General features: G+C 33.7%; 26 protein-coding genes. 1 reads left to right on the top strand and 25 read right to left on the bottom strand.

Annotation, left to right across the window (positions count from 1 at the left end; all coding sequences use genetic code 11):
• Positions 1-111: 111 nt before the first annotated feature.
• The 14 genes from AB986_RS01060 to AB986_RS00995 all read right to left on the bottom strand — a co-directional run bounded on the left by AB986_RS01060 (position 112) and on the right by AB986_RS00995 (position 12,740).
• Complete coding sequence (locus tag AB986_RS01060; RefSeq protein ID WP_048309039.1) at positions 112-1,248, bottom strand: restriction endonuclease; 1,137 nt, start codon at positions 1,246-1,248, stop codon at positions 112-114.
• Between the two features lie 314 nt (positions 1,249-1,562).
• The gene (locus tag AB986_RS01055; protein ID WP_048309038.1) at positions 1,563-2,288 is read right to left on the bottom strand and encodes an alpha/beta fold hydrolase; all 726 of its coding nucleotides are present in this window, start codon (positions 2,286-2,288) and stop codon (positions 1,563-1,565) included.
• 151 nt (positions 2,289-2,439) lie between these two features.
• Positions 2,440-3,048: a DUF2268 domain-containing putative Zn-dependent protease gene (locus AB986_RS01050; protein ID WP_236690349.1), complete on the bottom strand. Its 609-nt coding sequence runs from the start codon at positions 3,046-3,048 to the stop codon at positions 2,440-2,442.
• A 334-nt stretch (positions 3,049-3,382) separates the two neighbouring features.
• Positions 3,383-5,038, bottom strand: a complete 1,656-nt coding sequence (locus AB986_RS01045) for a M3 family oligoendopeptidase (RefSeq protein ID WP_048309037.1) — start codon at positions 5,036-5,038, stop codon at positions 3,383-3,385.
• A 215-nt stretch (positions 5,039-5,253) separates the two neighbouring features.
• Entirely contained in the window at positions 5,254-5,487 is a 234-nt protein-coding gene (locus tag AB986_RS01040; protein ID WP_048309036.1) for a hypothetical protein, read from the bottom strand.
• A 165-nt stretch (positions 5,488-5,652) separates the two neighbouring features.
• Positions 5,653-6,117 (bottom strand): GNAT family N-acetyltransferase, encoded by a 465-nt coding sequence (locus AB986_RS01035; RefSeq protein WP_048309035.1) that lies wholly within the window; start codon positions 6,115-6,117, stop codon positions 5,653-5,655.
• 182 nt (positions 6,118-6,299) lie between these two features.
• Positions 6,300-6,719, bottom strand: a complete 420-nt coding sequence (locus tag AB986_RS01030; RefSeq protein ID WP_048309034.1) for a GNAT family N-acetyltransferase — start codon at positions 6,717-6,719, stop codon at positions 6,300-6,302.
• 135 nt (positions 6,720-6,854) lie between these two features.
• A complete protein-coding gene (locus AB986_RS01025) occupies positions 6,855-7,256 on the bottom strand; it encodes a VOC family protein (RefSeq protein ID WP_048309033.1) in 402 nt (133 codons plus the stop codon).
• A gap of 62 nt (positions 7,257-7,318) precedes the next feature.
• Positions 7,319-7,717: a hypothetical protein gene (locus AB986_RS21955; RefSeq protein ID WP_048309032.1), complete on the bottom strand. Its 399-nt coding sequence runs from the start codon at positions 7,715-7,717 to the stop codon at positions 7,319-7,321.
• 232 nt (positions 7,718-7,949) lie between these two features.
• Positions 7,950-8,432, bottom strand: coding sequence for a hypothetical protein (locus AB986_RS01015; RefSeq protein ID WP_048309031.1), 483 nt, complete (start codon positions 8,430-8,432; stop codon positions 7,950-7,952).
• Positions 8,433-8,512: 80 nt separating this feature from the next.
• Positions 8,513-9,046 (bottom strand): DUF1572 family protein, encoded by a 534-nt coding sequence (locus tag AB986_RS01010; RefSeq protein WP_048309030.1) that lies wholly within the window; start codon positions 9,044-9,046, stop codon positions 8,513-8,515.
• 83 nt (positions 9,047-9,129) lie between these two features.
• Positions 9,130-10,491, bottom strand: coding sequence for a 3-phosphoshikimate 1-carboxyvinyltransferase (gene aroA / locus AB986_RS01005; RefSeq protein ID WP_048309029.1), 1,362 nt, complete (start codon positions 10,489-10,491; stop codon positions 9,130-9,132).
• A gap of 369 nt (positions 10,492-10,860) precedes the next feature.
• Complete coding sequence (locus AB986_RS01000; RefSeq protein ID WP_048309028.1) at positions 10,861-12,090, bottom strand: aminopeptidase; 1,230 nt, start codon at positions 12,088-12,090, stop codon at positions 10,861-10,863.
• 104 nt (positions 12,091-12,194) lie between these two features.
• On the bottom strand, positions 12,195-12,740 hold the full coding sequence (locus tag AB986_RS00995) for a GNAT family N-acetyltransferase (protein WP_048309027.1): 546 nt from the start codon (positions 12,738-12,740) through the stop codon (positions 12,195-12,197).
• Positions 12,741-13,050: 310 nt separating this feature from the next.
• Between AB986_RS00995 and AB986_RS22950 the strand changes: the two genes are divergently transcribed.
• A complete protein-coding gene (locus tag AB986_RS22950; RefSeq protein ID WP_084006358.1) occupies positions 13,051-13,287 on the top strand; it encodes a M50 family metallopeptidase in 237 nt (78 codons plus the stop codon).
• A gap of 77 nt (positions 13,288-13,364) precedes the next feature.
• On the opposite strand, the gene AB986_RS00990 is transcribed toward AB986_RS22950, so the two are convergent.
• The 11 genes from AB986_RS00990 to AB986_RS00935 form a co-directional block, all read right to left on the bottom strand.
• Positions 13,365-14,198, bottom strand: a complete 834-nt coding sequence (locus AB986_RS00990; RefSeq protein WP_048309026.1) for a DUF6843 domain-containing protein — start codon at positions 14,196-14,198, stop codon at positions 13,365-13,367.
• A gap of 479 nt (positions 14,199-14,677) precedes the next feature.
• Entirely contained in the window at positions 14,678-15,952 is a 1,275-nt protein-coding gene (locus AB986_RS00985) for an FtsW/RodA/SpoVE family cell cycle protein (protein WP_048309025.1), read from the bottom strand.
• Entirely contained in the window at positions 15,949-16,365 is a 417-nt protein-coding gene (locus AB986_RS00980; protein WP_048309024.1) for a PadR family transcriptional regulator, read from the bottom strand. Before AB986_RS00980 ends, AB986_RS00985 begins: the two co-directional genes overlap by 4 nt.
• Positions 16,365-16,904 carry a sigma-70 family RNA polymerase sigma factor gene (locus tag AB986_RS00975; protein ID WP_048309023.1) on the bottom strand — a complete coding sequence of 180 codons (540 nt, stop codon included), beginning with the start codon at positions 16,902-16,904 and terminating at the stop codon, positions 16,365-16,367. The genes AB986_RS00980 and AB986_RS00975 overlap by 1 nt, the downstream gene beginning before the upstream one ends.
• A gap of 439 nt (positions 16,905-17,343) precedes the next feature.
• The gene (locus AB986_RS00970) at positions 17,344-17,895 is read right to left on the bottom strand and encodes a GNAT family N-acetyltransferase (RefSeq protein WP_048309022.1); all 552 of its coding nucleotides are present in this window, start codon (positions 17,893-17,895) and stop codon (positions 17,344-17,346) included.
• Between the two features lie 439 nt (positions 17,896-18,334).
• Positions 18,335-18,640 (bottom strand): hypothetical protein, encoded by a 306-nt coding sequence (locus tag AB986_RS00960; RefSeq protein WP_048309020.1) that lies wholly within the window; start codon positions 18,638-18,640, stop codon positions 18,335-18,337.
• Positions 18,641-18,774: 134 nt separating this feature from the next.
• Positions 18,775-19,668, bottom strand: coding sequence for a metallophosphoesterase (locus AB986_RS00955; RefSeq protein WP_053215991.1), 894 nt, complete (start codon positions 19,666-19,668; stop codon positions 18,775-18,777).
• Positions 19,669-19,889: 221 nt separating this feature from the next.
• Positions 19,890-20,387, bottom strand: a complete 498-nt coding sequence (locus tag AB986_RS00950) for a hypothetical protein (RefSeq protein ID WP_048309019.1) — start codon at positions 20,385-20,387, stop codon at positions 19,890-19,892.
• 189 nt (positions 20,388-20,576) lie between these two features.
• Positions 20,577-21,032 carry a GNAT family N-acetyltransferase gene (locus tag AB986_RS00945; protein ID WP_048309018.1) on the bottom strand — a complete coding sequence of 152 codons (456 nt, stop codon included), beginning with the start codon at positions 21,030-21,032 and terminating at the stop codon, positions 20,577-20,579.
• Positions 21,033-21,119: 87 nt separating this feature from the next.
• On the bottom strand, positions 21,120-21,893 hold the full coding sequence (locus AB986_RS00940; protein WP_048309017.1) for a peptide arginase family protein: 774 nt from the start codon (positions 21,891-21,893) through the stop codon (positions 21,120-21,122).
• 325 nt (positions 21,894-22,218) lie between these two features.
• A complete protein-coding gene (locus AB986_RS00935; RefSeq protein WP_048309016.1) occupies positions 22,219-24,498 on the bottom strand; it encodes a restriction endonuclease in 2,280 nt (759 codons plus the stop codon).
• Positions 24,499-24,770 lie beyond the last annotated feature (272 nt).

The raw sequence follows: 24,770 nt of genomic DNA, 5'->3' as shown, positions 1-24,770 counted from the left end.
CTACTTGCTCCAGAATCCAGCCCTCAGCTATACTGCGCTTACTACCTAAACGCTCCGATTTAATGAAGTAATGAAAATCTAAAAGTTTGACTATTCAAAGCAATTCTAATATTACTCCCCTTCAAAATAGGAAAAATCCACTTCTTTAACTACCAATTTCTTTTTAATACTGACACCAATATTATTTTCGATCATTAATTTTGCTAACTTTCGACCATCAATTAAGATGATTTTTTTACTTTCTAGCCGATCTGTGTATTCTTCAGCCCCTTTAGAGAAGCTAGATGTAGTAATAAATATGCCCTTTCTTGCGCCCTTTGCATCAAGTGCTCCTGAAAAACTCATTACATCAGGTCTGGTTACTGTATTTTCCCAACGTTTAGCTTGTAAATAAATATTATCAAGCCCTAATTTATCTTCCTTAATAATTCCATCAAGCCCTCCATCATTAGTTCTTTCAGTAACTTTACCATCTCCGTATCCCATAGAAGTTAATAGTTCAACTACTATTGTTTCCAACCTTCTCCAATGTGCTTGTTTCAAATGATCTATTAAATCATTTACTAGATCAGTTTCAATCTCCTGAACTTTATCTAGTATAATTTCAAATGGATCAACTACATTTTCTAACTCTTCGATTTCATCCACAATATCGTCAAAGCTATCGTTTAATAGCTGTAAACCATCTTGTGTAATTTGATATGTGAATTTACTAACCTCTTCTATATACTCTTGCTTTTTTAACGAATATCTAGCCGATCTCATTCTTGTCATAAAAATACTATCTCTGCTATTGGAATAAGTGATATTTCTTTGACTTTCGTTTAAATTAAATACAGTTTCTACCTCATCGTTTATCATGGATGTGGTGTATGGTTTGCCATCTCTTAAAGCAGTTAAAATAGGAAGTACTAACTCTTTTTGTGAAGGTAAAGTCTCAGCTATGTCTCTATTAAAACTTATTTCTAGAGATTTATGATTATTTATGATCTCATTAAGGGCTATATCATTCCCTGGAACACCGTTACTACTAAAAACTTCATGTATTTGAGTAGCGCTCAATCCGTTTTCATTTAATTGTTTTATGTAAGTTAAAATTCTAACAGACTCTTCATTATAGAGTTTATTCCTTCCTTCCTTAATCATTGGTATATATTCTTTGAATTTTTTTATCCAACCGCGTCCAGTACTCTCAACCCATCCTACAGATTCTGATAGAGCTTTTTGATTAATATTTCGATTACTCATAGACACCCCTCCAATCTATATTATGTATTATATTACCATTAGATATAGCTAATGGTAACATCCCATTCAGTAAGCTGCTTATTTATTAGGCTCTGTTAAAGTTTAATGTTGATATTTATAGAAAAGAGAGGAATTCCAAATTAATGGAATTCCTCTTTGGCATTATCGGGTTATTAAACTAACGCTCCGATATTGTTGAAGATGGATCTACATCTCTACTTTTTTTGGTGCCTATTTAAAAACAATACCTATGACTAGCGAACACACTTTGCAGTGATCACTTTCTTTACGTAGAAAATGAAATGTTAAATCTCTTACGATATTTCTAAAAGTCGGTTTATTGCACCTATAACTATGGATGGTTCATCATCTTGTATGTAATGAGCACTATTTTTAGCAATTATCAGTTCACTATTAGAAGAATATTGAAGAATCTCTTCTTGCAATTGATTCCATAGGTTTTGTGATTCATCGGAATAGTGATGTTTTTTACCTGCTGATAAAACAATTAAAGGGACGCTTAACTTCACTTTGCAGTTCTTTAATTGATTTAAACTTTCACCAAACTCATCATAATTGCCTTCTACAATGAATTGTTTATCATAGGCTTTTTGAAAACCTTCTGACATAGTAGGCAGGAACCTTTCTCTATAATCCGCCGGAGTCGAGTCCACTAGTATTAATCCACTAACATCATCTGGGTATGTACTGGCATACAATCTTGCGTTAACCCCACCAAAGGAATGTCCAACTAATAGGTATGGAGGATTGATGGTCATTTTATTAAGGAGTTCCTTCAGTTCTATTACCATCTCTAGACTAGTTCTAGGGTTAGAGCTTGATTCACTTTTTCCTAAGCCTGCTCTATCGTAAACAAGAACTTCTGTTAATGAAGCAACTTCAGAAACGATCGAATTCCATCCCTTTGAGTAATCTCCATACCCGGCTTCCATAACAACAGTCGGTTTACCGTTCTTCTTTCCAATCAATTTAGTAAACAATTTAAAATCACTTACTTGTATAAACGTCTCCTTAGACATAAACAAGAACCTCTTCCTATTTTGCTTTGAAATCCAATGTATTACTATAATGCTCAATAGCTTAGTACCAATTATTTCAAATTACAAACAATAATTCCACTAAAAAGAAGCCTATCTTATTATAGATAAGCTCCGAGTTAATGGAATAGCATTATTTTATAAACTGGTCGCTAGGTAATATTGTTAAATCTTCTATAGAAATATTTTTGTTTTTATCTAGAAACCACTTTATTAAGTAAAACCCTAATGAATAGCCGCCCCAAAACGGTAAACCTTTATCTTTACTTCCGAACATATATAAATCAGTTAAGGTTCCTTTATCATCGGTATGATTCTTATATGTGCTTTCCCATATTGTTTTAGCTTGAGTTTCAGATAAAGCATCTTTATAAGGACCAAGATATTCCTCACCTAATCTTTCCTTCACAAAATGCTCTGCTAATCCTTCTAAAACCATTCGATCAAGTAACGTTTCTCCATCTTCTTTCAGCCCTAATGCACTGATACGCCAATGGTGATGATATTCGTGTGTTACGACAGATTTAATTGTTGAACGTACGTTTTCTTCTGGAAGAATCGCAAAACACATCTTTCCATTCCAATCCGTAAAAGCTGATACGCCATTAAGTTTGGATTTAACAAAATCATCATTTTTATCTAAAATGAACAACTCAAATTGTACAGGTCTATTTGACGGGTACTGTTTATGCAAAAGCTCCAATTCTTCTTGTATGAAGTTTTCATAATCAAGCGATTTCATATTGATCAATTGTTCTTCAAGTGATGTCATTGTNACATCATCATTTCAAATTCTTCTTCATCAAATTTGAAAATATCCAAGAAAATCTCTTTCCTGTTTCCATTAGGAGATGATTTTACTAATGAAATAAATTTCTCCATATCAGCAAGTCTATCTTTATTTTTAACTAGACTATTTAGTTGGGTCATTGTTCTCCCTCCTTCCTCAAACAAAACTACTTTTCAATTAAACTGCGCTAACGCTAGTTAGAGCGCTTACTTTTATTAAACAATTGCTCCGAGATTATGGAACAACGTAAAACGATTATCATCTTGATCAAAGATTAAAAAACCTCTTAAAGACTTCTGATCTCTTCCCCCACAAAATCCATCAGCTCTTCTATCATTTCCTCTGATAAATTAAATTCAATACCAGCCTCTTGATAAACCTCTTTCACCGATTTGGATGATCCAAGAGATAAGGCACTTTTGAACTTTGAAATGGTTACACTTGGGTTGTTTTTGTAATTTCTATATAACTGTAATGCTCCTAATTGAGCAATCGCATATTCGATATAATAAAAGGGAGTTTCAAAGATATGTATAACATCGAGCCATTGAATCATTTTCCATTCATCAATGCCATTCCAATCTATAACCTTACTATCATAGTGTTCTAAAATGGAATTGAATTTTTCATTTCTCTCAAAATGAGTATGATCTGGATTTGTATAAAGCCAATGTTGGAATTGGTCTACCGCAATGGTAATAGGGATAAATTCAAGTATCTGTTCAAACAATTCCTTTTTAACTAGATGAAATTCTTCCTTTGTTTTGTAAAGGTGTTCCCACGAATCTAATGTAAGTAATTCAATGGACATCGCTGCAAGTTCTGCTGTTTCCATTGGTAAGGATTTATACTGATTTAATTCTATATCCTTCATGAGTTCATGATGGATTGCATGTCCCATCTCATGTAGGAAAATGGGTAGATCATCTTTTGTATTTACAAGGTTCAACATAACAAATGATGATTTAGACTCTGGGAGAAATTCACAAAATCCTCCCGGTGCCTTTTTATTTCTAGATTCCAGATCTAAGAAATTCTTCTCTTTCATATCAATTAATAAATCAGAAAATGAAGGCGATAATTCTCGTAGAAGCTCTTCAGCGACTTGTACCATTTCAGAAATAGTTTTATAAGGAATACTTAATGTACCTTCGTTACCAGTGACTCTAGTATCCCATGGTTTTAAAACTTCAACTGCTAACTTTTCCCTTTTTACCCGATTACTTTGATCAATTAATGGGACAACATGCTTATGAACAGAATCTGCTAATTGGTGGCATTCTGAAGGGGTATAGTCTAGCCGTTCATAATAACTGAACATATAATCTCGATAATTATTGAACCCTGCATTCTTCGCTTTTTGGTTTCTTAGATGGATCATTTGGTCCATTATTAACTGCAGTTCTTCTTCTTTTGTTTTATAGACAACACTCAGGTGTTTTAATGCCTCTTCTCTTAAATCCCTATTGTCATCATAAAGTATGCCGTAAAGATCCAGTACAGGTATGGGTTGTCCCTTCCAAGTAGTTGTCATGTTTGATCTCATATCGAAATATTCCGTAACCAACTCATCTTCAGCAATTTGGAGTTGAAGATTGTCTTCACTTACTAACAACATCGAATTTTGAATTCTTTTTAATAAGTATTGATAGTAGTTTGTGGAGAAATAGTTTTCATGAGTGGAAAGTTTTCGTTCAATCTTTATCTTAAAATTTCTGTACAACGGCTTAATCGTTTTTTGAGTGAATTGATAGTGATCTTGTATACTTATATCCCCTGTATTAAGCTGATAACGAATATAACTAGACATTAGAATTTCATCTACATGGTCAAACAGACTTGAAGCCTTAGTTAAAAATGCTTTCAAATCCTTATCCGAACAGACCTCTGTATTGACTAAAGATTGAAATTCGTTCGTCAAATCTTGAATATGTACAGACAATGTAAAACCTCCATTTCAAACTACACTTGAATGCATGATACCTTTAATGTTAACACAATATGGAAATTGATAACTTCACTATTTGAGTATCCAACATTAATAAGGCTAGCAGCAATTACTGCTACTAGCCTTATTCTTCATGCTTAATTAGATTGAAATATTAATCGCTACTCCAGAATTGCTCCGAGATAATGGAACAAGGTTATCCTAAGGTTTTAATAAAATAGGAGGAGTAGCCCTATAATTATAAATATCAGTCCTCCCCCCATACGAAGACCTCCAGTAGCTACAGGATCACCTGATATTAGATCAAAAAAACTTAATAAATAAGCACTTACTTTATTAGAATTTTCACTTTCTTCCCAACGGGCTCTTAACCCCCAAATAAATAAAAATAGACCTACTAAAATGACTAAGGCAGGAACTATATACCACATTACATTCATCATCTACTGATTCGCTTTCCTTTCTTTTTCAAATTCTCTTAAAGAAAAAGAGAATCACTACCTTTGCAATCTTCAATTCTCGCTCCGATTTTATGGAATAAATCAAGATTCTTGTCATGACAAAGGAGCGCTTTCATAACAAATGGCTGACTCTAAATTAATTAGGTCTTAAAGAGTTTTCTCCATTGATATTCTCGTATTTGAATATCCCATTTTCTTGTACAACCTATAAGCTCCATCATTCTTCCCAAACACACTTAACCCAATTGAATTCACACCACGTTCTCTAAGATTATCTTGTAGCATCTCAATAGTCTTAGTCCCATATCCTTTTCCTCTTTCATGTTCATCAATTAAAATGTGATACAAGTAGGCTGAATTAATTTCTGGAATGATGCTGTACCAAAGAAGTCCCACTTTTTCATTTGAGTTAGCTTTTATAATATTATAGAGGCATTGTCCCTCAGTGGCTAAGCCATCCTTAAACATGTCGTTGATCATCATTTCTGATTCCTCTAAAGCTTGCTCCAATGTTAAATTGAAGTTTTTAGTAATTTCATTAGCATGATCAGGAATCATAAAATCCAAATACTCCTTGAACTCCACTTCATTAACCTTACTTAACTTAATCATGTTATCTCTCCATTCTATAGGGCTGCATTCTTTGTTTACATCAATACTAGAGTAGAAAACAGATCAGTTATNGTTCAGTTCACCCATGACCATGGCACACACCTAAAGCCTCGAAACATTTTCATTCCTCCTTTATTGACTTTGTAAGTATTGATCTATTAAAGCTCCGAGATAACAGAAGATTAATTTGAATTAAAATATATAATCTCTGGATCTCCTTCATCTAAATTTTCAATATTTCCACTTTGAATAAACCCATTCGCTTCAAATACTTTCTGCATCCTAACATTAGAACAATTGGTAGAAGAGAATACTTTTACAGTAGGGGAATTATTGAGCATATATTCCATTAGCAAACTTGCATATCCTTTCCGTCTTTTTGATGGAGATACAATAACCAAGGATATAAATGAACAGTCGAAGAAATTAGTATCATAAATTAAAAACCCTACAATATTATTCTCTTCCTGAACAACTATACAGTTTCTCCTCTCAATGGCGTTTCTAATGAAATTTCGTCTGCCTGTATTTCCAATCACTTCACTATCAACTTGTAATATTTTATCTAAGTCAGTGATATTGGCTTTGACAACGTTATACATTTCGCTCACCCTTTTGAAGAGTTTAGTTTCTCTTATTGCTTTTTCCTGCCACTAACTTACATAAAGCGCCTACGCTTTATTAAACAAATGCTCCGAGATTGCTTAAGACCAGAATTCAAGATTACTTGAAATATTTCAAGGAGATGGTGCTACAAATTCTACTTTAATTCTATCTGGGTCTTCAAAGTAAACAGCATAGTGATGATTACCGCCTGCAAAAGGATGCTGGTTTTCATATAGAATATTTATACCTCTCTCCTTGAGGTTATTAGCCATTTCGTCTACTCTTTTACGTGATGAAGCGTGAAATGCTAGGTGATTCAGACCAGCTCTGCATCTATGAAAAGGTATATCTAAAAACTTCTCTTCTGTTTGAACAAACACTAAGTAAGTTTCATCTAGCTTCCAACTTTGTCCTTTATCCCAATTTTGAAATGGTTCATACCCTAACTCCTTTAAGAACCAGCTCCAAAATGAAGTTGATCTTTCTAGATTAGATACATAGATTTCAACGTGGTGAAGTAACCCCTCAGACACTTAGATCCTCCTTCCTATTATTAAATGATCGCTCCGATTTAATTGAAGAAAACCGAGGTTAGTTAATCATATTCTTTATATTTTTCCTCATTCTCGTTAACCACAGAAAATTCTCCCTTAATCTGATCTATTCCTATCAGAATATAAGGATTTTTTTCGTCCGTCTCCGTACTTTCTTCTTCAATAATTATCTTTGTGCTGTTATTGGAAACATCTGTTTCTTTAAATTTCAGAGTCTGGTTACTTGTACCTGTTGAAACAACCACCATTTTCTTACCTTCTGATATGGTCAAGACTCTGAAACCTTGAAAATCTGTGTGTTCATTTTGTAGTTGCTCTACATAGCTCTTTACACTTCCCACTTCAGCTAATCTATCTTTCTCCAACACCCACGTGTTACTACCACAAGCACTTAGAAAAGCTACCAATAAAACAAATATTACAAGGTAAATATTCTTCACATTAACCCCCCTTTTTATAAAATTACATATTACCTTGTGCCACACTTTTGCCCTAAACCTGCATAGAGCGCTTACTTCTTATTAAGCAAGCGCTCCGAGATAATTGAAGATCGTTATTGAACTAAAGCCTTCCGTTAGTGTCTAATAATTATATTTTCACATAAGGGACAAATTCTGTTTAGCTGATCCAGTTGAATTACTTGGTAGCAGAATATATGTTAAATTTATCCAGTTAATTTGTAATTACATGCGAACGTTTTTGAGATTTCCTTCTAATAAAGATCAGTAGGAAGAAATATGTATAAACAGGTATCAATACAGAATAGATACCATATGGATCAAACGCGGAGTCAGTTAATAAAAAGGATAAAATTAAGCCAGCAAAAGTATAAATAAGAAATTGAATGGCACTTCGCCAATATGTAGTGAGTTTCGAAATTGGTTTTATTTTAGCTATTCCGTCAGCAATTAACGTTGTTGGAAGACCAAAAACAACATAAAAAATAGCGAAGAAAAATGGTATTGCAATTAATGATGAAACTACATCAGTGTAATTTTTTTCTATCTCAAACAACCAGTTAAATATCATCTCACCAATGAATGAAATATATAACGAAATAGGAGACGATAACACAATTGCCAATAGGATTTTTAATATGTACTTCGTAGATATCACTACATCCTTTTTAATCATCCCTGTGTCTAGTTGTCTCATAGGTACAATCCACCTCCTAACATCAAACTTCAGGCTACACAATTCAGACTTATATCAATCTCAAACTCTAGCACATCATTTTAATACTTGTTGTTTAAATCTTTATTAAATTGATTCGAACCGTTCTTGGGTATGCTTAAAATAATCCAGTCATCGTCTTTTATCTGTTTTCCTATATATAGTATTTGTCCTAAGTGATAACTAATGTGAGCTAATTCAATTTGTAGGGCTTTAAGTACACTCAAAGATTGGTTTCTTAACAATACGGTTTTGCACAAATCTTCTTTTTTTAGGTTCTCTAAGGTACTGAAAAGTATTTTCCAACCATCTTCCCATCTTTGCATTAGTTTTTCTAAGGGTTCACAATTATCAACAAACTCGATATCTCTATTCCTATCTGAACTTTCACCATCGGTCGTCAAAAAATTATTCCATCTCGAATTCATATTGCCACTTATATGTTTCATTAGGATAGCTATATTGTTTGATTCTTCACTTGGCTTCCAATGTAACTCTTCCTCTGTTAGTTGCTTAATGCCTAGTTCTGCACGCTCTTTAAAATGTCTAAACTGCTGGACTAGAATTGATAGATATTCTTCTTCGACATTGCTCATTGTTCTCACACCCTTTCATATCATAGGATCGTACAAACAAAACTTCTATTTACTTTCTAACGAGTAATAAATTTTTGGTTAGATTATTTATCAAAATACTGTACGTTTACCCCAACATGACTTAATAAGTCAAAATAACTTGGACAGGTCTTAGACACGCAACCTGGATCTTTAATAACAATTCCAGGTACTTTGGTACCTATTAATGCTAATGACATCGCCACTCGATGATCATCATAGGATTCTAATGTTGCTGGATGAGGTGTTCCAGGATACACAGTTAGTCCATCCTCATACTCTTCTACCTTTATTCCTAGTTTAGTTAGTTCTGTGCATATAGCACTTATTCGGTCAGATTCATGGTGCCGGATATGCTCAACACCTCTCATTGTAATAGGACCTGAAGCAAAAACAGCCAGTGAAGCAAGTGTTAGCGTTTGATCTGACATTTCCTTCATACTAATTTCAAATCCGCCTTTTAAGTTAGGTGTACCGATTAATTCGATATATTTTTCTCCTCTAGTAACCTTACATCCCATGTTCTCAAACACATCTATCATTTTTATATCAGGTTGATTCGTTTTAACATTGAGATTAGTGATTTTAATTCTTCCATTCGTAATGGCTGCCAAAGCTAAAAAGTAACTTGCTGTTGAAGCATCTGCTTCTAATTGTAGATTTCGCCCCAAATATTCTGTACTTGGTATGATAATTTTGGTGAGATCGTCTGAATAGCTTGCTTTAACACCAAACTTCTCCATTAGATCCAAAGTGATTTTCACATAGGCGTGTTGGACGATATAATCAGGAGTTGTGACTGTTACATCTGTTTTAGAATAAGGACTTGCTAGAAGTAATCCACTCAAAAATTGACTAGAAACCTTACCTGATATGCTTACTGGACCACCTTTAAGGCCTCCGCCTTTTACCTGAAGGGGGAAGAACCCTTCAGTATTGAGGTATTCGATACTGCCTCCAAGATCATTAATAGCATTAACCAAAGGTTCCACAGGGCGTTCACTCATTCTATTACTGGCCTCTAAAATCCAGTTCCCATTTTTAGCTATCGCTAATGCACCTGGAAGAAAGCGTGCAATCGTCCCAGCTGCACCTATGTACAAATTTGCTTGTTCATTCGGCCATTTTGAATGACAGCCTTGTACAGTCACCACATCGTCAGTTACCTCAGTTTTGACCCCAAGTTTATTCAAAGCATCTATACACCAATAGGAATCATCACTTTTAAGTATTCCAGTTAAGGTAGAAGGTCCTTTGGCTAATGCAGCAATGATCAATGCTCTATTTGTAAAACTTTTGCTCCCAGGAATTCTGATCTCACCATTTACTTCCTGCTTCTCAATAGGTGATATTTCTACACTGCTAACGTTTCTTAATGTTGCCCAGGGTGATCTTGCTTTTAAATCAGGATTACTCAAATGAAACATCCTCTCGAAATTAAATTGACAAGAATTACGGGTTGTTATAATACTCCCAATTTTAACATTTCACCAAAAAGAAATTACAATGTTTCTAATATTTTATAGAAATGAATTGCAATAGTTTTCAAAACCTTAATTATCAAACTAAAAAAGCAAGCTTTTATAGTCAGCTTGCTTTCGGAAGGAACTTATCTATTGGTCTTGCAAGTCATATCCCATTAATATGTCTTCCAGATATGCTCCGATTATATGGAAGATTTGATTTCGAGATATTGAAATAGATCATTACCTAATGCACCAGTTTGTTTTCACTATGTCTAGCACTAAGTATAATTCACCAGAAATCAGTTTTCTCTATTTTAAGTTGTAGACGTATTAGAATTGGAAATCTCCATCCTTCATTAGCAGAACTTCCGTTTCACCTTCTTTAATGCCCACTACTTTCATATCTTCGGTACCAAAGGTCACATTGACTAACAAAAGTGACGTATTTAGACCTGATGCCTTCAACTCTTCCTCAGATTGTTCAATGCCATTTTGAATATTGGAGGGAGATGCATTTCCGATTCCAATATGACAGGACGTATTTTCATCAAACAAGGTATTGAAAAAAAGAGTATCCTCCTGAGAAAGAGGAGATTTATTAGAGACCAAGGCAATTTCACCTAGATAATGTGATCCTTCGTCTGTTTCGATGAGAGTTTGTAACACTTCCTGTCCCTTGGCGGCATAATAGTCGGTAATCCGCCCATCTTTAAAAATCAGGTGAAATTCATCGATGACACTTCCTCCATAGATAAGAGGTTTAGTACCTACCAATTTGCCATTCACCTTATTTTTATGAGGAGCAGTAAATATTTCTTCCGTAGGAATGTTCGGAAAGAAAGGTGTTCCCTTTTTATCTATGACTCCCCCACCGACATAGAGATGATTTTTAGGCAGACCAACTGATAAATCAGTTCCGTATCTATTTGTAAAATGCAGAGATTCAAATTGGCTCTCGTTTAGGATCTTTTTTCGAGATTCGAAGGCTCTATTGTGACTCTCCCAATCTTCTATAGGATCTTTCCCATCTGCCCGAGACCCTTTTAAAATTAATTCCCACAATGCTCGTAAAGCTTCTTCTTTACTTAGATTAGGGAATACTTTTGTTGCCCATTCAACGCTCGGGACAGCTAGAAGACACCAGCGTACTTCGTGGGATCTAATTTTCGCATGATAATCCCTCAATTTGGTACGAGAGGCTTTTTGAAAACGATTTATCCTTTCTGTAGAAACCTCCTTAAAGACCTCTAAGTTTTCAGAAATAATATGAATGTAAGCAGCACCTGCATCGTCCCATTCTTTAAATCGGGCAGCCTGCCAATCAGGAAAGTGATCGATGGCAGTATCTGCTGCATTTAAGTAAAATCCTTTCGTAGACTGTTCATCTGTCCAATCTATAAATACATTTGAAGCTCCAGCATCGTAGGCAACCGTTTGGATTAGACGTGCAAACGCAGCATTTTGTATATCACTATGAATAATCAACAGTTGATTTTTTTGCAGATTCACACCAGCTCCTACAGCAAGTTCTGCATACTTTTTTAGCTGTGCTTCACTTATAAATTATTCCTTTCATCATTTAATATCTCCCCTGTGACTTTCTTGTATAATTTTACTGCACAACAAGCGATAGCCAAAGTGCAACTTTCGCTCTCCGAGATTGTTTAACGCTTAGCTCTTATATATTCATTTTTTAAGAGACCATATACGTCAACGTCTTTATATTTATTTTGGAGTAATCTATTTTGCTTTAATCTTCCTTCTTTTTGTAAACCAGCTTTTTCTAAAACTATGGTTGAAGCTTTATTTCTGGATATAGCTGATGCCCAGACTTTGTTTAAATCCAGGTGATTAAATCCAAATTCAATCATTCTATTTACTGCTTCTGTCGCAAACCCGTTACCCCAAAAATCTCTACCAATCCAATATCCAAGCTCACCTTTATTATTGCTTTTATCAATTCTTAAAGTGATCGTACCTATTATTTGATTATCATTCTTGGTTACTATTGTCAGAGGGTACTCAAGCCCCTCCTGAATTTGTTCTGGTTGAATAGCGATCCATTCTTCAGCATGTTCTAGTTCATATGGATGAGGGAGACCTAGAATAGTAGCTAATTCTTTATTGTTCGCTAAATCCTTAATCCTAATAGCATCTTCTTTCTGGAATGGTTGCAAAGTTAATCGATCAGTTTTTAATTTCAAAGACATGATAAAGCACCTTCTTTTCTAAGACATTTTCCCATTAGGATTCTGTTTCGGTAATTTAATACCAATTATTTCAAAATGATACTCTAAAGGCAATCCTTGATTGCAAGAAAAGGGAGCTAATCTTTATTAAAGATTAGCTCCGAGATTGTGGAACATCACTCAAGAGTTATTAAGGTAACAGGATGACCACAAAAATCTCCATTTGATTCATTTACAGCATTAACTCCTTCTATCTCATAAAAACTGATATTTATATTACCTTTATAAACAGTAAGTGATATAGAAATAGTATTTCTAAACCTTTTGATGGATAACTAATGTATATGGTTTCTTTTGGTTAATTACATTCGAAGGAATACTTACGTATCTTTGGTTCCACCTTCAAGAACCTTTTGTCCCTCTAGTACTGTTATTCTTAATATACGTAAATCTTATGGAGAGTTTTTACTCTGCAGCGGTTATATTAGTTATCTGTTATAAAGACCGGAAAAACGCTGGCGATGCGTCTATACTTGCTAAAAAGACATTCATACCTGCTATTCTATGAGCTTATAGTGTTCATACCTTACGTACAGAGACTCAAGAGATAGAACTGAGAGCGATTAGGGCTTCGAAAAGAAAAAGCTAATACTTGTAGAAATCGGAAAATAAATGTTCGATGACTTCATATTCCTGATCACTATAGAGCGGGTTACCCGTAATACTAAATTGGTCTCCACAATTTGTGTTTGTTACGTGATGAACTTCATAGCTTTGACCTTCTTTTCCATCAAAATGAATACTACCTGACTGACTTCGATAAATACAAGAATCATCAATCCTTGTTCTTTCGCCATCACTAGTAACGTAATAAAACTCATCATTTATCATACCTTTAGGCTCATCAGAGGATGTCTTTGCCACACCGTATTCTATACGATCTTCTACACTTGTATATTCTAATTCTTCTTTAGAGACTTGAATTACTTTTTTACCCTTTTCTTTTACCAGAGGAGGTTCCTCTTCTTGGTTATATTTGACGACAATAACGCCTTCATACCCCTTAGGAATGAGATACTGCATATCAGTCTTTTGTTCTAAATCGAGTTGATAAAAACCCCATACCCCTGCAAACAACACTATGACGAACAAGGTGTTGCTAATAAATGATTTCGTTTGAAACTTTCTAAGTTTGCGATTCTGCCATTCTTCCGCTGTAAAGAAAAAGACCGCAGCTCCAACAGCAACAACTGATAAATCCTCAATTACAAAATATGTAGCTACCGCTAAAGAAAGATGAATAAATACAGCGATGATAAAGCGATAGGATGATAATTTGTTCGAAACCCAATCAGATAAAAGAGATACAGGAATTCCAAATATTAAAGTCCCAAACGCTGTATAAGCCATAATGACCACGATAAACATGAAATCATCAATCCCAAATGGTTCACTTGAACCAATAAACCCGCTTAGCATCCACAATACCCCCATGAATAACGTAGTAAATACAGCGGACAGAAGTTTATTTTTAATAGGTTTCTCCTCCCTTATTAACCATTTAATAAAAATACCAATGTGAATCATTTCACATTGGTATTTTATCACAAATCGCGGTTATTTCTAACTCTTGTAGACAAAGGTTTGATCCTATTAAAAGACTGAAATGCATCTTAGCAAAGGAATGATTAAGAAAATCTTCACAAAAGTTACAGGAACGAGCAGTTTTAGAAGAGTTTAAAAAGTTTTCTCATTTTGATGACATCTTGACCATTGTATATGAAAACAAGGTGCGGAGGTTTCGGTCCATTAGCAGTTGTTGATACTGGATCTAAAAAAAGGAACCCGTCCAAAACTGGTTCCCCTACTTAATTCAAAAATCGCTCCGAGATAATGGAACAAGCTGCTTCATCCTATTAATTTGATTACTGTTTAAAAAAGATCCATATTAGTCTAAGCTAATTTGTAATACTTTGTTTAAACACTATGTTTTTTCTCCTGTACACACTGAGCACGATGCCAAAGACTATGGAGTTCATTATTGTTGGCGTTAATCCATAACTGATAAAAGGCAACGAAATCCCGATTATCGGAAGGAGACCAAGGGTCATTGCAATCGAGTAGAGAAACTGAACCGAGAATAAGCTTAGACCTCCTACAACAAGCATCTTTCCGAATGAATCATTTATTTTAAAGGTGACGTAGATCATTCGAGTCATCAACATAGCTAGAACTAAAAATAGAATGATTCCTAATATCCAGCCGAAATGATAGGTAAGGCTTAGAAAAACAAAATCAGTGTGGCCTGTTGGTATAAAAACTTGTTCCCCTCGTTGACCGAACCAACCTGCAGCCTTTAATAATTCCTTCGCCTGCAAGTACATATAACCACTAGAATTTGCATATTCGGTTGGATTAAAATAACCCAAGATTCTATCTTTCTGATAATCATCTAGATTTCCCCACAATAAATATCCTGCTGAGAATATGACAGCTAGACTACTTACCGCTAACAACAATATTCTTTTTTTGCTTACGTCACTAAACCAAAGCAAAGCAATTGCCATTGCACTAAAGACGAAGATTGAATTAGGGTCTAGGACAACTAAAAAAAAGAAGATTGGCACAGAACATAAAAGAAGAAACTTCCAATAAGATACCTTGCTACTTATGATTAAAGCTGAAAATCCTACGTAAAAAAGTAAAAGCGTTTGTGTACTGTCAATCACGAATGGACCTACTCGTAATACTGGAACGCCATTCGTATAGGTGGTTGGAAAAAGAACCAAAAGAGCTAAAACCAAAAGACCTATAAAATAAAAAGACCATCTCCACTTATAAAATTTCCTATAATCAAAAAACATAAGCCCAGTTATTATCACTACACTAATAACAGAAGCAATGATTTTCCTTTCAAAATAGAAATTTAAGTCTATGTTCCAAAACATCAAAGGTAAAAAACTCAATCCAATCGTAACGATTAACAAACTAATAAGCCACCAGTCTGTTTTCGGACGATGAAGTTTATTTAGCCGTTGTCCAAGCTGAACTGGACCCCCCATTTGCTTAATTGCTATCCTTTCAGCTTCTTCTTTCTCTATCCCTGTTAGAACTAGTCTTTTTTTCTCACTATTTATATGATGATTTAGTTCATGGGAAATCTTTTCTTTCGCTTCTATTGCTTTTATTTGTTCTTTTACCTGGTCTAAAAAATCATACTTTTTGTCACTCATGATTCATACATCCCAGTCAAATTACTAAGTTTAAGAACGCCTCTCACTCTTTTGGTTTCCATTTTCTTCAGTACTTTTCTACCCTTACTAGTTAGTTTATACATTTTTGAGTAATCGCTATGCCACCTTACGATTAAGTAGCTTTTCTGTTCCAGGGCGTGTAGAACTGTATATAACAGCCCTTCCTCATCTTCAAACTTTAAAATCCCCCTGCTACGCAATTGCTTCGCCACGTCATGACCCGTTTTCTCTTCTAAAAGCAACTGTAACACTGCGAGAAGGATCATTTCATCATCTTCCACTTCTTTCTCTATCTTTTTGTGTATCTGATTCCTATTAGCCTCTGTGAATTCCAATTGACTAAAGCATGTTTTTTTCATCGATTTCTTCAAGTTCTTTAGCCTTTCCTCCATCAGATCATTCCTCCTAACTGTTCCTTAAGCAATTGCTTAGCTCGTTTCAATCTCGTTTTAACCGTGTTTATATTTTGATCTATCACGCTACTAATTTCTTTAATTGACATTTCTTCAAAATAAAAGAGATAAATAACCTCTCTATAATGAATTGGAAGATCCATGACAGCTATGACCAACTCTTCGTCTTCTTCCTGTCGAACAACTGAATCTTCCACACCAGATTCTCTTGCTGGAGTAAGAGCAACTTCTACTTCAGAAGGAATCACCTTTCTTTTGTACCAGCTCTTAAGATAGTCTTTGCAGTGATTGATAGCAATTCTCCAAACCCAGGTCTTCATTTTAGAATGTTGTTTGTAGGTATGTAATTTCTGATAGCACTTCACAAAGACCTCTTGAGTCAAATCTTCGGCTATTGACTTGTCTTTTACATAGGAATACATCAGATAGAGAATCTCTTCACCAAAGCTTCTCATCATCTCGTCTATTAAATTATTTTTATCAGCCGTATCAACTATATTTTCAATGTACTCTTCCACTTTTCACCCTCCCTTACATTAGACGATGTACCGACTTGAAAGTTTTTGAAAAGAAGGTATTTCTCAAAAAAACTATTCCTGAGCTACACAAAGGGAAATTATGTATATTTTCGCTTTGGATATATCCATTAACTAATTAACACTAGAAAAGGCAATTTTCATTATGAAAATTGCCTTTTCTATATCCAATTAAAGCTCCGAGATTGTGGAAGACTAGATATCAAGATATTTGTTTGGCACAAATATCTCCTCTTCACAGTCCGAATATGTTAATCCTATATATATCAAATACTAATAACTAACTCAATCACTCGATCATTATTTCTTAAAACCAGAAGCTGATCCGTAATTACCGATTAGCTCCTCGCTTAATGGACAAGCAAAACCCCACTTAGTTTATGTAACTCTATTATTTCTCGTCTTAATATTTTTCATCTGTTTAACTACTTAGAATTGAATATACTTGAGTATCTCTAAATTCCCCCTTGATAAATTCATTTTTTCGTAATGTACCTTCATATTCCATACCTAATTTTCTCATTACCTTCTGGGAGCCAATGTTGTCAGTATCACATCTACCCTCAATCCTATTAGAATTAAGTTCATTAAATCCATAGCGAATTAGTTCTTGGAGTGCTTCGGTAACAATTCCCCTTCCCCAAAAATTCTCTGAAAGAAAATAACCTATTTCTATGCACTTATGATTATTGCTCCATTCAATAAACGCTGCAACTCCAATGACTTTACCTGTTTCTTTCCATTCTATTGCCCATTCACCAGACTCTCCATCTTCGTAACCAGTAATTACTACTTTTAAGAAATCATTAGTTATTTCCCGTGAAGTATTTACTTCCCATGTCATTGGGTGAGCTACTTTGGGATTAGAGCAAAACTCATATACATCGTCTAAGTCAACATAAGTTAATTTTCTAAGTTTTAATCGTTCCGTTTCAAATTCAGCCATTTCCTTTAGATAATCTTCAAAGTCCATTTCTAAATCCCCCAAACATGATACTTTCCATCCTTTTTACTTCTTCCATAACCCCTGTGCATTGAGCGCCTATATTTCAGTAAAGCTCCGAGATTGCTTAAGAATGAATCAATTCAAATGAATGTTTGAATTTCGATCTGCAACAAATTAAGTTAGGCGTATTATTGTCTTCTTCTATAATGATTAATTAAAAATCCTACTACTATCACTAACAGAACAAGTAGTCCTACAAAAAACAATGGTAAGGCATCAGGTGCATTCTCTACTATAATATGTAAAACCCAAGCTGATACGAAGTAAAGAACGAAAAAAACACTTATAACTCTTATAAATCTAATGACCATTTGTCCTCCTTAAATCGAATTATGGGCAATCCTCTCAATATTCAATTCTTGCTCCGAAATAATAGAAGAACGTTTATGTATGACTTGGGTTCTTCTTATACTTGGGTATTCTTTTTAGTAAATAGTTTTCCGATCACTATTATAAGTCCTATGAGGAAATGTATTAATCCATTAGCTACTGTAATAAGACCTACAAAAGCTGCCATTAGGCTTCCACCTTGGCCGGCATTACCAGGCCCTACTAGGATTCCACCAACAACAAATCCAAGTCCAACGCCAAGAATTGCTAATAAAATACCAGAAGCCCAGAGGGGAAGACTCCCACTTCTGTGCCATTTAATCATGAATATATTTGCTGGGATTAACAATGCAGCAAGAAATAAATACATCAGTACATCCATACAATCCCCCCTTAAATAAGTTCTTATATCTAATTATTAATGATTTGCTCCGAGTTTGTTTAATACTCGAGTTCGAGATATATCTTGGATAGTCTTTTTACTTTAGCCCCATTACTTTAATTAGAAGTAACTACTTATTTACTTTTTAATACGATTTCAACTAATTCTGGTCGATTGTTCACTCTAAGAGGAACTGGATTGTTACCCAACCCTCTACTTACAACCATTAAGGAGCTTTCTTTATGATACAAACCACCATCATATTCTGGAAACAGTTCTTCCGTTGATACAACCCCTCCAATAAATGGTAGATGTATCATCCCTCCGTGAGTATCCCCAGAAAAGACTAAATCAGCTCCCCAATCAACGTATTCATCAAAATAAAAAGGTCTATGCGAAAGTAAAATATCCACTTTGTCGTCACTCGTTTTCCCTAAGCGATGTTCGATACGCATTTCTCCTGACAAATGTTCTTTCAACCCATACAAGTTAATTTTTGAATCTTGTTCTGTGATTGTTGCTTTTTCATCATTTAAAACGGTAATCCCCAGTTCCCTTAATCTTTCTTCATATTCTTCTTTAGTACCTTTGTTTTGATACTTATTTCTATCTTCGTAATACATACCTTCTTCGTGTTCACCAGTAACATAATATATCGGATAATCATTGCTTAGATTTTCAAGTAACTCTACCAGAACTTCTCCGTTATTCGGTATTTCTTGGGAATTATTTAACATATCACCAGTTATAACAATAATATCTGGCTCCAGTCCATTAATTTTATCAACCAGTCTCTTGTTTCCTTCTCCAAATTCTTTGTTGTGCAAATCTGCTAATTGCACGATTTTAAAACCATCAAATTCCTCTGGCAAATCTTCCAAAGAAACAAATTCCTTTGATATCGAAATCCAATTAAGCTGCGAAAAGTAATAAGATACAAGTAATATTAAGATCGCTAAAGTGATAAGCGATTTTTTTCGCCGTACAACCATTTTTTCCTCCCCGTAACGCCAATGAATTGCTTCCACTATTCTGCTCCATTAGTTAGATATCTAAATGCCACGATATTCTTGTATTTATGTAATAAAGGACTAATGCTCTATTAAACAATTGCTCCGAGTTTGTTGAAGACTCTATCTCGAACTATATAAGGCATACTCGTTGTACTTTTAATGAACTCACTTCTCTTCATTTTAAAAAAGGGTTAAACCAGTGTTCTAACATTCGATCTCAGTTCTCCAATAGGCTTTTAGAATTTATATTTCTTTAGAAGTTCTTGTTTAGTTGTAACAAAACTATCAATATCGTTTTTAAAACCCTTTAACATCTCGTAATTCCCTTCACTTCCATGCTCTTTGTTTATCCCGGCTTTAATGTTTTTTAAAAGAGCCTCTAAAGTACTTTGGAAATTAATAAAGTCTGCGTAATATTTTTGGGGGACATGATTGTGATCCACCCTGCTAATGTTCTTTCTGACTTTCTCCATTCTTTCTAACGATTCAAGTGTCATATGGTTTTCGTCGTAGTCAAATTCCACAATCATCTTACCTAACGAATAAAAGCGTTCTCCTTCGCTTTCAATCAATGTTAATACCTTAACAAAATTTCTATTGTCTTCTTTGTACTTTTTCTTTTTGTCATAAACTATTTGTCTCCACATAACTAGTATTGCTATCAAACCTGTTATAATTGCACCAATTAAAGCTCCTAAAAAGCTAGGATCAGCTATAATAGTTTTTTCTATCATTGAAAACCCTTCCTCCTTGTCAAACTTCACACTTTTCACATTCCCCACTGGTGATGAGCAATATTGCCGCCCTATAATCTGGCAAAATGGTATTCTTCGACTTACCGTTACAATATACGATACCAAAAGAGGACTTTTCGCTATCGACCCGAGATAGTTGAAGACTTGATTTTAAGGTATATATAATCCTTAGCTAAAGTCTAATCTTTTAGACATCATTATCATCTTGGGGCTAACATAAAAGTTACTTCTCTTGTAAAAAGCTTCTGCCTGTCCTGCTCTCGCAGTTAGAAGATATATACGACTTATGTTCTTTTCCTCGTATATATTCTCCAATTCTTTCAATAATTTAGAACCTATTCCCTTACTTTGAAGATCAGTTTTCACACACATTTCGTTAAGATAAAAATGATTGCTGCTTAACCACTTTTCAGTATATCCTAACAAAAATCCAATTAACTCTTCTTTATCATCGTATATTCCAATGCCTATGAAATTAGGAATATTAAATATATCCTCTAAGCGTTCTCTCGCATCTTCTAATTCCCATCCATCATACCAAGGTTCTCCATTAAAAACGTCAATATATAGCTTTGTGGATTCTTCTATATTAGTTGAGTTTAACCTCTTTAACTCAGTATTCATTTTCTCTCCTTCTTTCAATAAACAAGGGAGCTTAGGAAGTTCTATCGCTCCGATTTAGTTGAAGACACGTAATCAAGATAACTTACATTAATTTTTTAAAACGGACCAATCTCTTGCCTCTGTAAGATCTAGATGAAATTCTTCTAAAAAAAGATTCAATACATATTCAGCATTATCTTGTCCGCCAATGTACCAATCTTCTGGCGAGATAGCTATTGTTATTGCATCCCAAGAGTAAAGGTTTTTTAAACAACGTAAGTCTGTCTGAATTTCTTCTCTATTTTTAAGTTTATAAATAGTATGCCCTGACTCATTTTGGCTTCCAAAAGCAAAATAATCTAAGTCTAAATCAAGTATTAATGAATTGTCCTTAGTAAATATATTTAGAAGGTTTCTTTTCTTTGCAAACTCTAACATTTCAATAGATTCCCACTGCATCCCCCAATGTTGCTCTATTCTTTCTTCTAGTAAGCAATCTTTTAATTCTTGCAAGTGCAGTTCCTGATTGAACAAATCCTCATTTTCTTCAGGTGACACATATAAAATCCTTTGAATCGTCTCTCTAGCAACCCCCGCCCAAATAAAATTATCAATTCCTACAATTCTATCATTACCTAATGTACTAGCTGTTAGGTCGGAAAGTTCCTTTAAACCTGTAGCCTTTAATAGGCCAGGTACCTGTGCTCCATCTATTGCAGCATCTAGATGTTGATCAATATGAAATAATGTTGCATTTTTATTTACCCACCCTTTATCAAGTGCTAAGTCCCATGCAATAAATGCCCAATTATGATGCTTCATAAGGAATATTCTTTCTTTAGGGAACACTTTTTTCCACCCATCATTATTTTTCCAATCCATATAATTAAGCACTCCTCACTAGGACTATTAAAGACATCTTCATCGTAATAGAAAAATCCAAAACATTTAATTACTATTATTCCTTCTAAAGTGCTCTCTGTTTGAATAAGCAACCATGTATATAAATATATTAGCAATAGTATCCAATAAAAAAGCTTGTCTTTTGCTCGATATACTAAAGGTTAAATACTAAAACATGATTGGCTTTGATCTTCTTTTATTCCAGTATTTCCTCGTTAATAAATGGTAAATTCACTATAAGGAAACTAAATAAATTTCTTTATTCGACGTTAATTCAGTTATTAGAATTTGTTAAAGGAAAACTCTACTTATAAATGTTTTTTACCAGAGTATATGGAAATCCAATTGTATTTTCTAAGTTTTCACATTTAAGAAATTGTGTTGATTTATTTCCTTCAATTTCTGTCATATCAGCTGAATCAAAGTCGGAATTTTCAATCTTTGTTTCGTAAAACTTGGAAAGCGCTAAGTTCGAACTTACAAAAGTACTTCCCTTAATTTTGGCTTTAGAGAAGTCAGACATTTCCAAGTCACATCCTTCAAATTTCACATCTATTAAATTAGCATTTTTAAATATATTATCTGTGAGTTGACAATTAATAAAACTTACTTTTTTAAGTGTAGCACTATGGAAATGAACTCCAAGTAATGATTGGTTATTAAATGTAAGATTTTCGAAATTACAATAACTTAAATCAGTACCTCCAATCATTGATACGGAAGTCAATAAGCTTGAAACATCATAGCCTGTTTTTGAAAGTAATGATATTAAGTTTTTAATGGTTGTATCATTAAATTTATCTAGTTTGGATTTATTGAATTTTATTATTTTACCTTTATCTATTTTATTATTTTTAATCAAATCCCTAATGAAAAATCCTACTTCCATAGAAATTAAGCTATTTCCTAAAAGTTTATCTAAAGTTGCAACTTTTATTTCTTTTAGATTTTCAACTATATAAACAGCCGCAAAGTATTCCATAAAGGACTTATGAATGAACTTAAAATTACCTTCTTCGTCATTATTCAAAAATGAGCAAGTTTTAATATCATGGGAAAAATGGTCTATATCATCTACAGAATTTATATCGAAATATTCTTTAATTTCAGCCGGTAAGTCTTTGTAGTTAATGCTTAAAACGTTGTTATTATACATTTTCCAAGCTAACTCTTGAGAAAAAAGCATCTTTTGTTCCGACTTAATTAAAGTTTTACCTTTTTGATCTTCTCTTTTTATCCAGAAGTTAGTGTATTTTTCGTATAAGCTCGCTGCGTTAATTTTAGTTTTTTGTTTTTCTAAGAGGAGTTTTGGAACCGTTTCAACAATTACATTCAAAAGTACTGGACGTTTTATTAAATCTGATAAGTCATGTATTTCTTCTATAGTATTAATAAAATCGTTTACTTCAAATCCTTGTGAGGTTATCTTTTTTGAATAGCTAAGAATATAATTTTCAATTTGCTCTTTAGTTAAATCTCCTATTCTAATTTCGGTAAATTCAACTGTTTTTAAATTTGGCTCAAAGTAAAGGGGGGAATCTTTGAAAATTTCTTTAAATTCATCTTTATGATTAAAGAAATTTGGACGACAAGTTACTATAACTTTTGAACTTTCAGAAGCAAACTTGCATATTTCAGTAAAAACTTTATACTTTGTTGCATAATCAACTCTTCTAGCAATTTCATCAAATCCATCAAAAATTAATACAATGTATCCATACTCTAGCATTTGCAAAAACGTATTCAAATTCCCATTTGGTATTTGGCATTTGTTTACAAGGAAGTTAGTAATTAATTGTTCCATATCAACTGCTTTAGTGTAATCTCTTAATTGAATAAGTATTGGTAGCGGCGCATCTTCCCCGTTTAAAATTTTTTTTGCTGAGTCTGAACAGTATTTATAGCAAAAAGAGGTTTTTCCAGTTCCATAATCACCTAATATAACAATTGCTTCATTATCCATATCATTAATAAAAAGTTCTACTTCTTCTGAAAGAGGGTAACCATCCACTGATTCAACTTCTATATAATGATCTTTTAGATGACTTCTTTCGAACTCACTTACAAGCTGATTTAGATATGGTTCGAAGTTCAATAGATTTTTAATTAGTTCAAATTCAGTGTACAACTCAATATTTAACCCTTTTGCAACTTCTTTTGCTTCTGGGGCAAACTTTGCATTTGTAATAAGGAAAGCTTTCTCAGCTCTTTTTATTCCAGTGTTATTGTTATTGTAAATATCCCATGAACCATAAAGCTTTCGTACATCTTGTCCATTCACTGTGTCGTTTTCATCAAATTTCCATTTACATTCAACTAGAATACCAGTGTTTAGAACACCATACTTTAACTGAGCAAACAAATCATTTTGAGTGCTATTGACTTTAATATTATATGTGACATTGTATCCTTGAATTTCAAATAAGCGTCCTATCTGGCGTTCAAAACTTGATCCAGCACAGTTTTTACAATAAGGACTTTTATCAGGATTGACTGTTTTATTCTTACATTTTCCCTCTTTAGGACCATAACCTTTACAGGAAGTAATTTTTCGCTTTTTACCACTGTTTTTTAAAATAGTCATTTTTTCTCCTCTAAAAATTTATTTATATTAATAATACCAAATTTCTGGTAATTTAGAGGTTTTCAAAAAAATTAGTAAAACATTTATCCTTAAATGTAAACTTATAGATCAAAATAAAAAGAACGAGGTTGACAATGTAAGTTTGGAGATGTCTGTACAAATGATACTAGAAACAATAAGATGTATGGACTAGCACCATAAACCAAGGATGAAGAAGTTTAGAAAAACGGTAAGTTTAAACTTGGAAATTTCCTCATTAAATCTGACACATA

Origin of the sequence: Guptibacillus hwajinpoensis (assembly GCF_001039475.1) — a bacterium.
Lineage (GTDB): Bacteria > Bacillota > Bacilli > Bacillales > Guptibacillaceae > Guptibacillus > Guptibacillus hwajinpoensis.
Note: the sequence above shows the minus strand (reverse complement) of the source record. Positions and strands in the feature narration are given on the sequence as shown.

Bases quoted from the DNA above. Each gene is read 5' to 3' on its own strand.
- AB986_RS01060 (WP_048309039.1), bottom strand. From the start codon at position 1,248: ATGAGTAATCGAAATATTAATCAAAAAGCTCTATCAGAATCTGTAGGA.
- AB986_RS01055 (WP_048309038.1), bottom strand. From the start codon at position 2,288: ATGTCTAAGGAGACGTTTATACAAGTAAGTGATTTTAAATTGTTTACT.
- AB986_RS01050 (WP_236690349.1), bottom strand. From the start codon at position 3,048: ATGAAATCGCTTGATTATGAAAACTTCATACAAGAAGAATTGGAGCTT.
- AB986_RS01040 (WP_048309036.1), bottom strand. From the start codon at position 5,487: ATGATGAATGTAATGTGGTATATAGTTCCTGCCTTAGTCATTTTAGTA.
- AB986_RS01035 (WP_048309035.1), bottom strand. From the start codon at position 6,117: ATGATTAAGTTAAGTAAGGTTAATGAAGTGGAGTTCAAGGAGTATTTG.
- AB986_RS01030 (WP_048309034.1), bottom strand. From the start codon at position 6,719: ATGTATAACGTTGTCAAAGCCAATATCACTGACTTAGATAAAATATTA.
- AB986_RS01015 (WP_048309031.1), bottom strand. From the start codon at position 8,432: ATGAGACAACTAGACACAGGGATGATTAAAAAGGATGTAGTGATATCT.
- AB986_RS01010 (WP_048309030.1), bottom strand. From the start codon at position 9,046: ATGAGCAATGTCGAAGAAGAATATCTATCAATTCTAGTCCAGCAGTTT.
- aroA (WP_048309029.1), bottom strand. From the start codon at position 10,491: ATGTTTCATTTGAGTAATCCTGATTTAAAAGCAAGATCACCCTGGGCA.
- AB986_RS00995 (WP_048309027.1), bottom strand. From the start codon at position 12,740: ATGTCTTTGAAATTAAAAACTGATCGATTAACTTTGCAACCATTCCAG.
- AB986_RS00990 (WP_048309026.1), bottom strand. From the start codon at position 14,198: ATGCTAAGCGGGTTTATTGGTTCAAGTGAACCATTTGGGATTGATGAT.
- AB986_RS00985 (WP_048309025.1), bottom strand. From the start codon at position 15,952: ATGAGTGACAAAAAGTATGATTTTTTAGACCAGGTAAAAGAACAAATA.
- AB986_RS00980 (WP_048309024.1), bottom strand. From the start codon at position 16,365: ATGGAGGAAAGGCTAAAGAACTTGAAGAAATCGATGAAAAAAACATGC.
- AB986_RS00970 (WP_048309022.1), bottom strand. From the start codon at position 17,895: ATGGACTTTGAAGATTATCTAAAGGAAATGGCTGAATTTGAAACGGAA.
- AB986_RS00960 (WP_048309020.1), bottom strand. From the start codon at position 18,640: ATGGATGTACTGATGTATTTATTTCTTGCTGCATTGTTAATCCCAGCA.
- AB986_RS00950 (WP_048309019.1), bottom strand. From the start codon at position 20,387: ATGATAGAAAAAACTATTATAGCTGATCCTAGCTTTTTAGGAGCTTTA.
- AB986_RS00945 (WP_048309018.1), bottom strand. From the start codon at position 21,032: ATGAATACTGAGTTAAAGAGGTTAAACTCAACTAATATAGAAGAATCC.
- AB986_RS00940 (WP_048309017.1), bottom strand. From the start codon at position 21,893: ATGGATTGGAAAAATAATGATGGGTGGAAAAAAGTGTTCCCTAAAGAA.
- AB986_RS00935 (WP_048309016.1), bottom strand. From the start codon at position 24,498: ATGACTATTTTAAAAAACAGTGGTAAAAAGCGAAAAATTACTTCCTGT.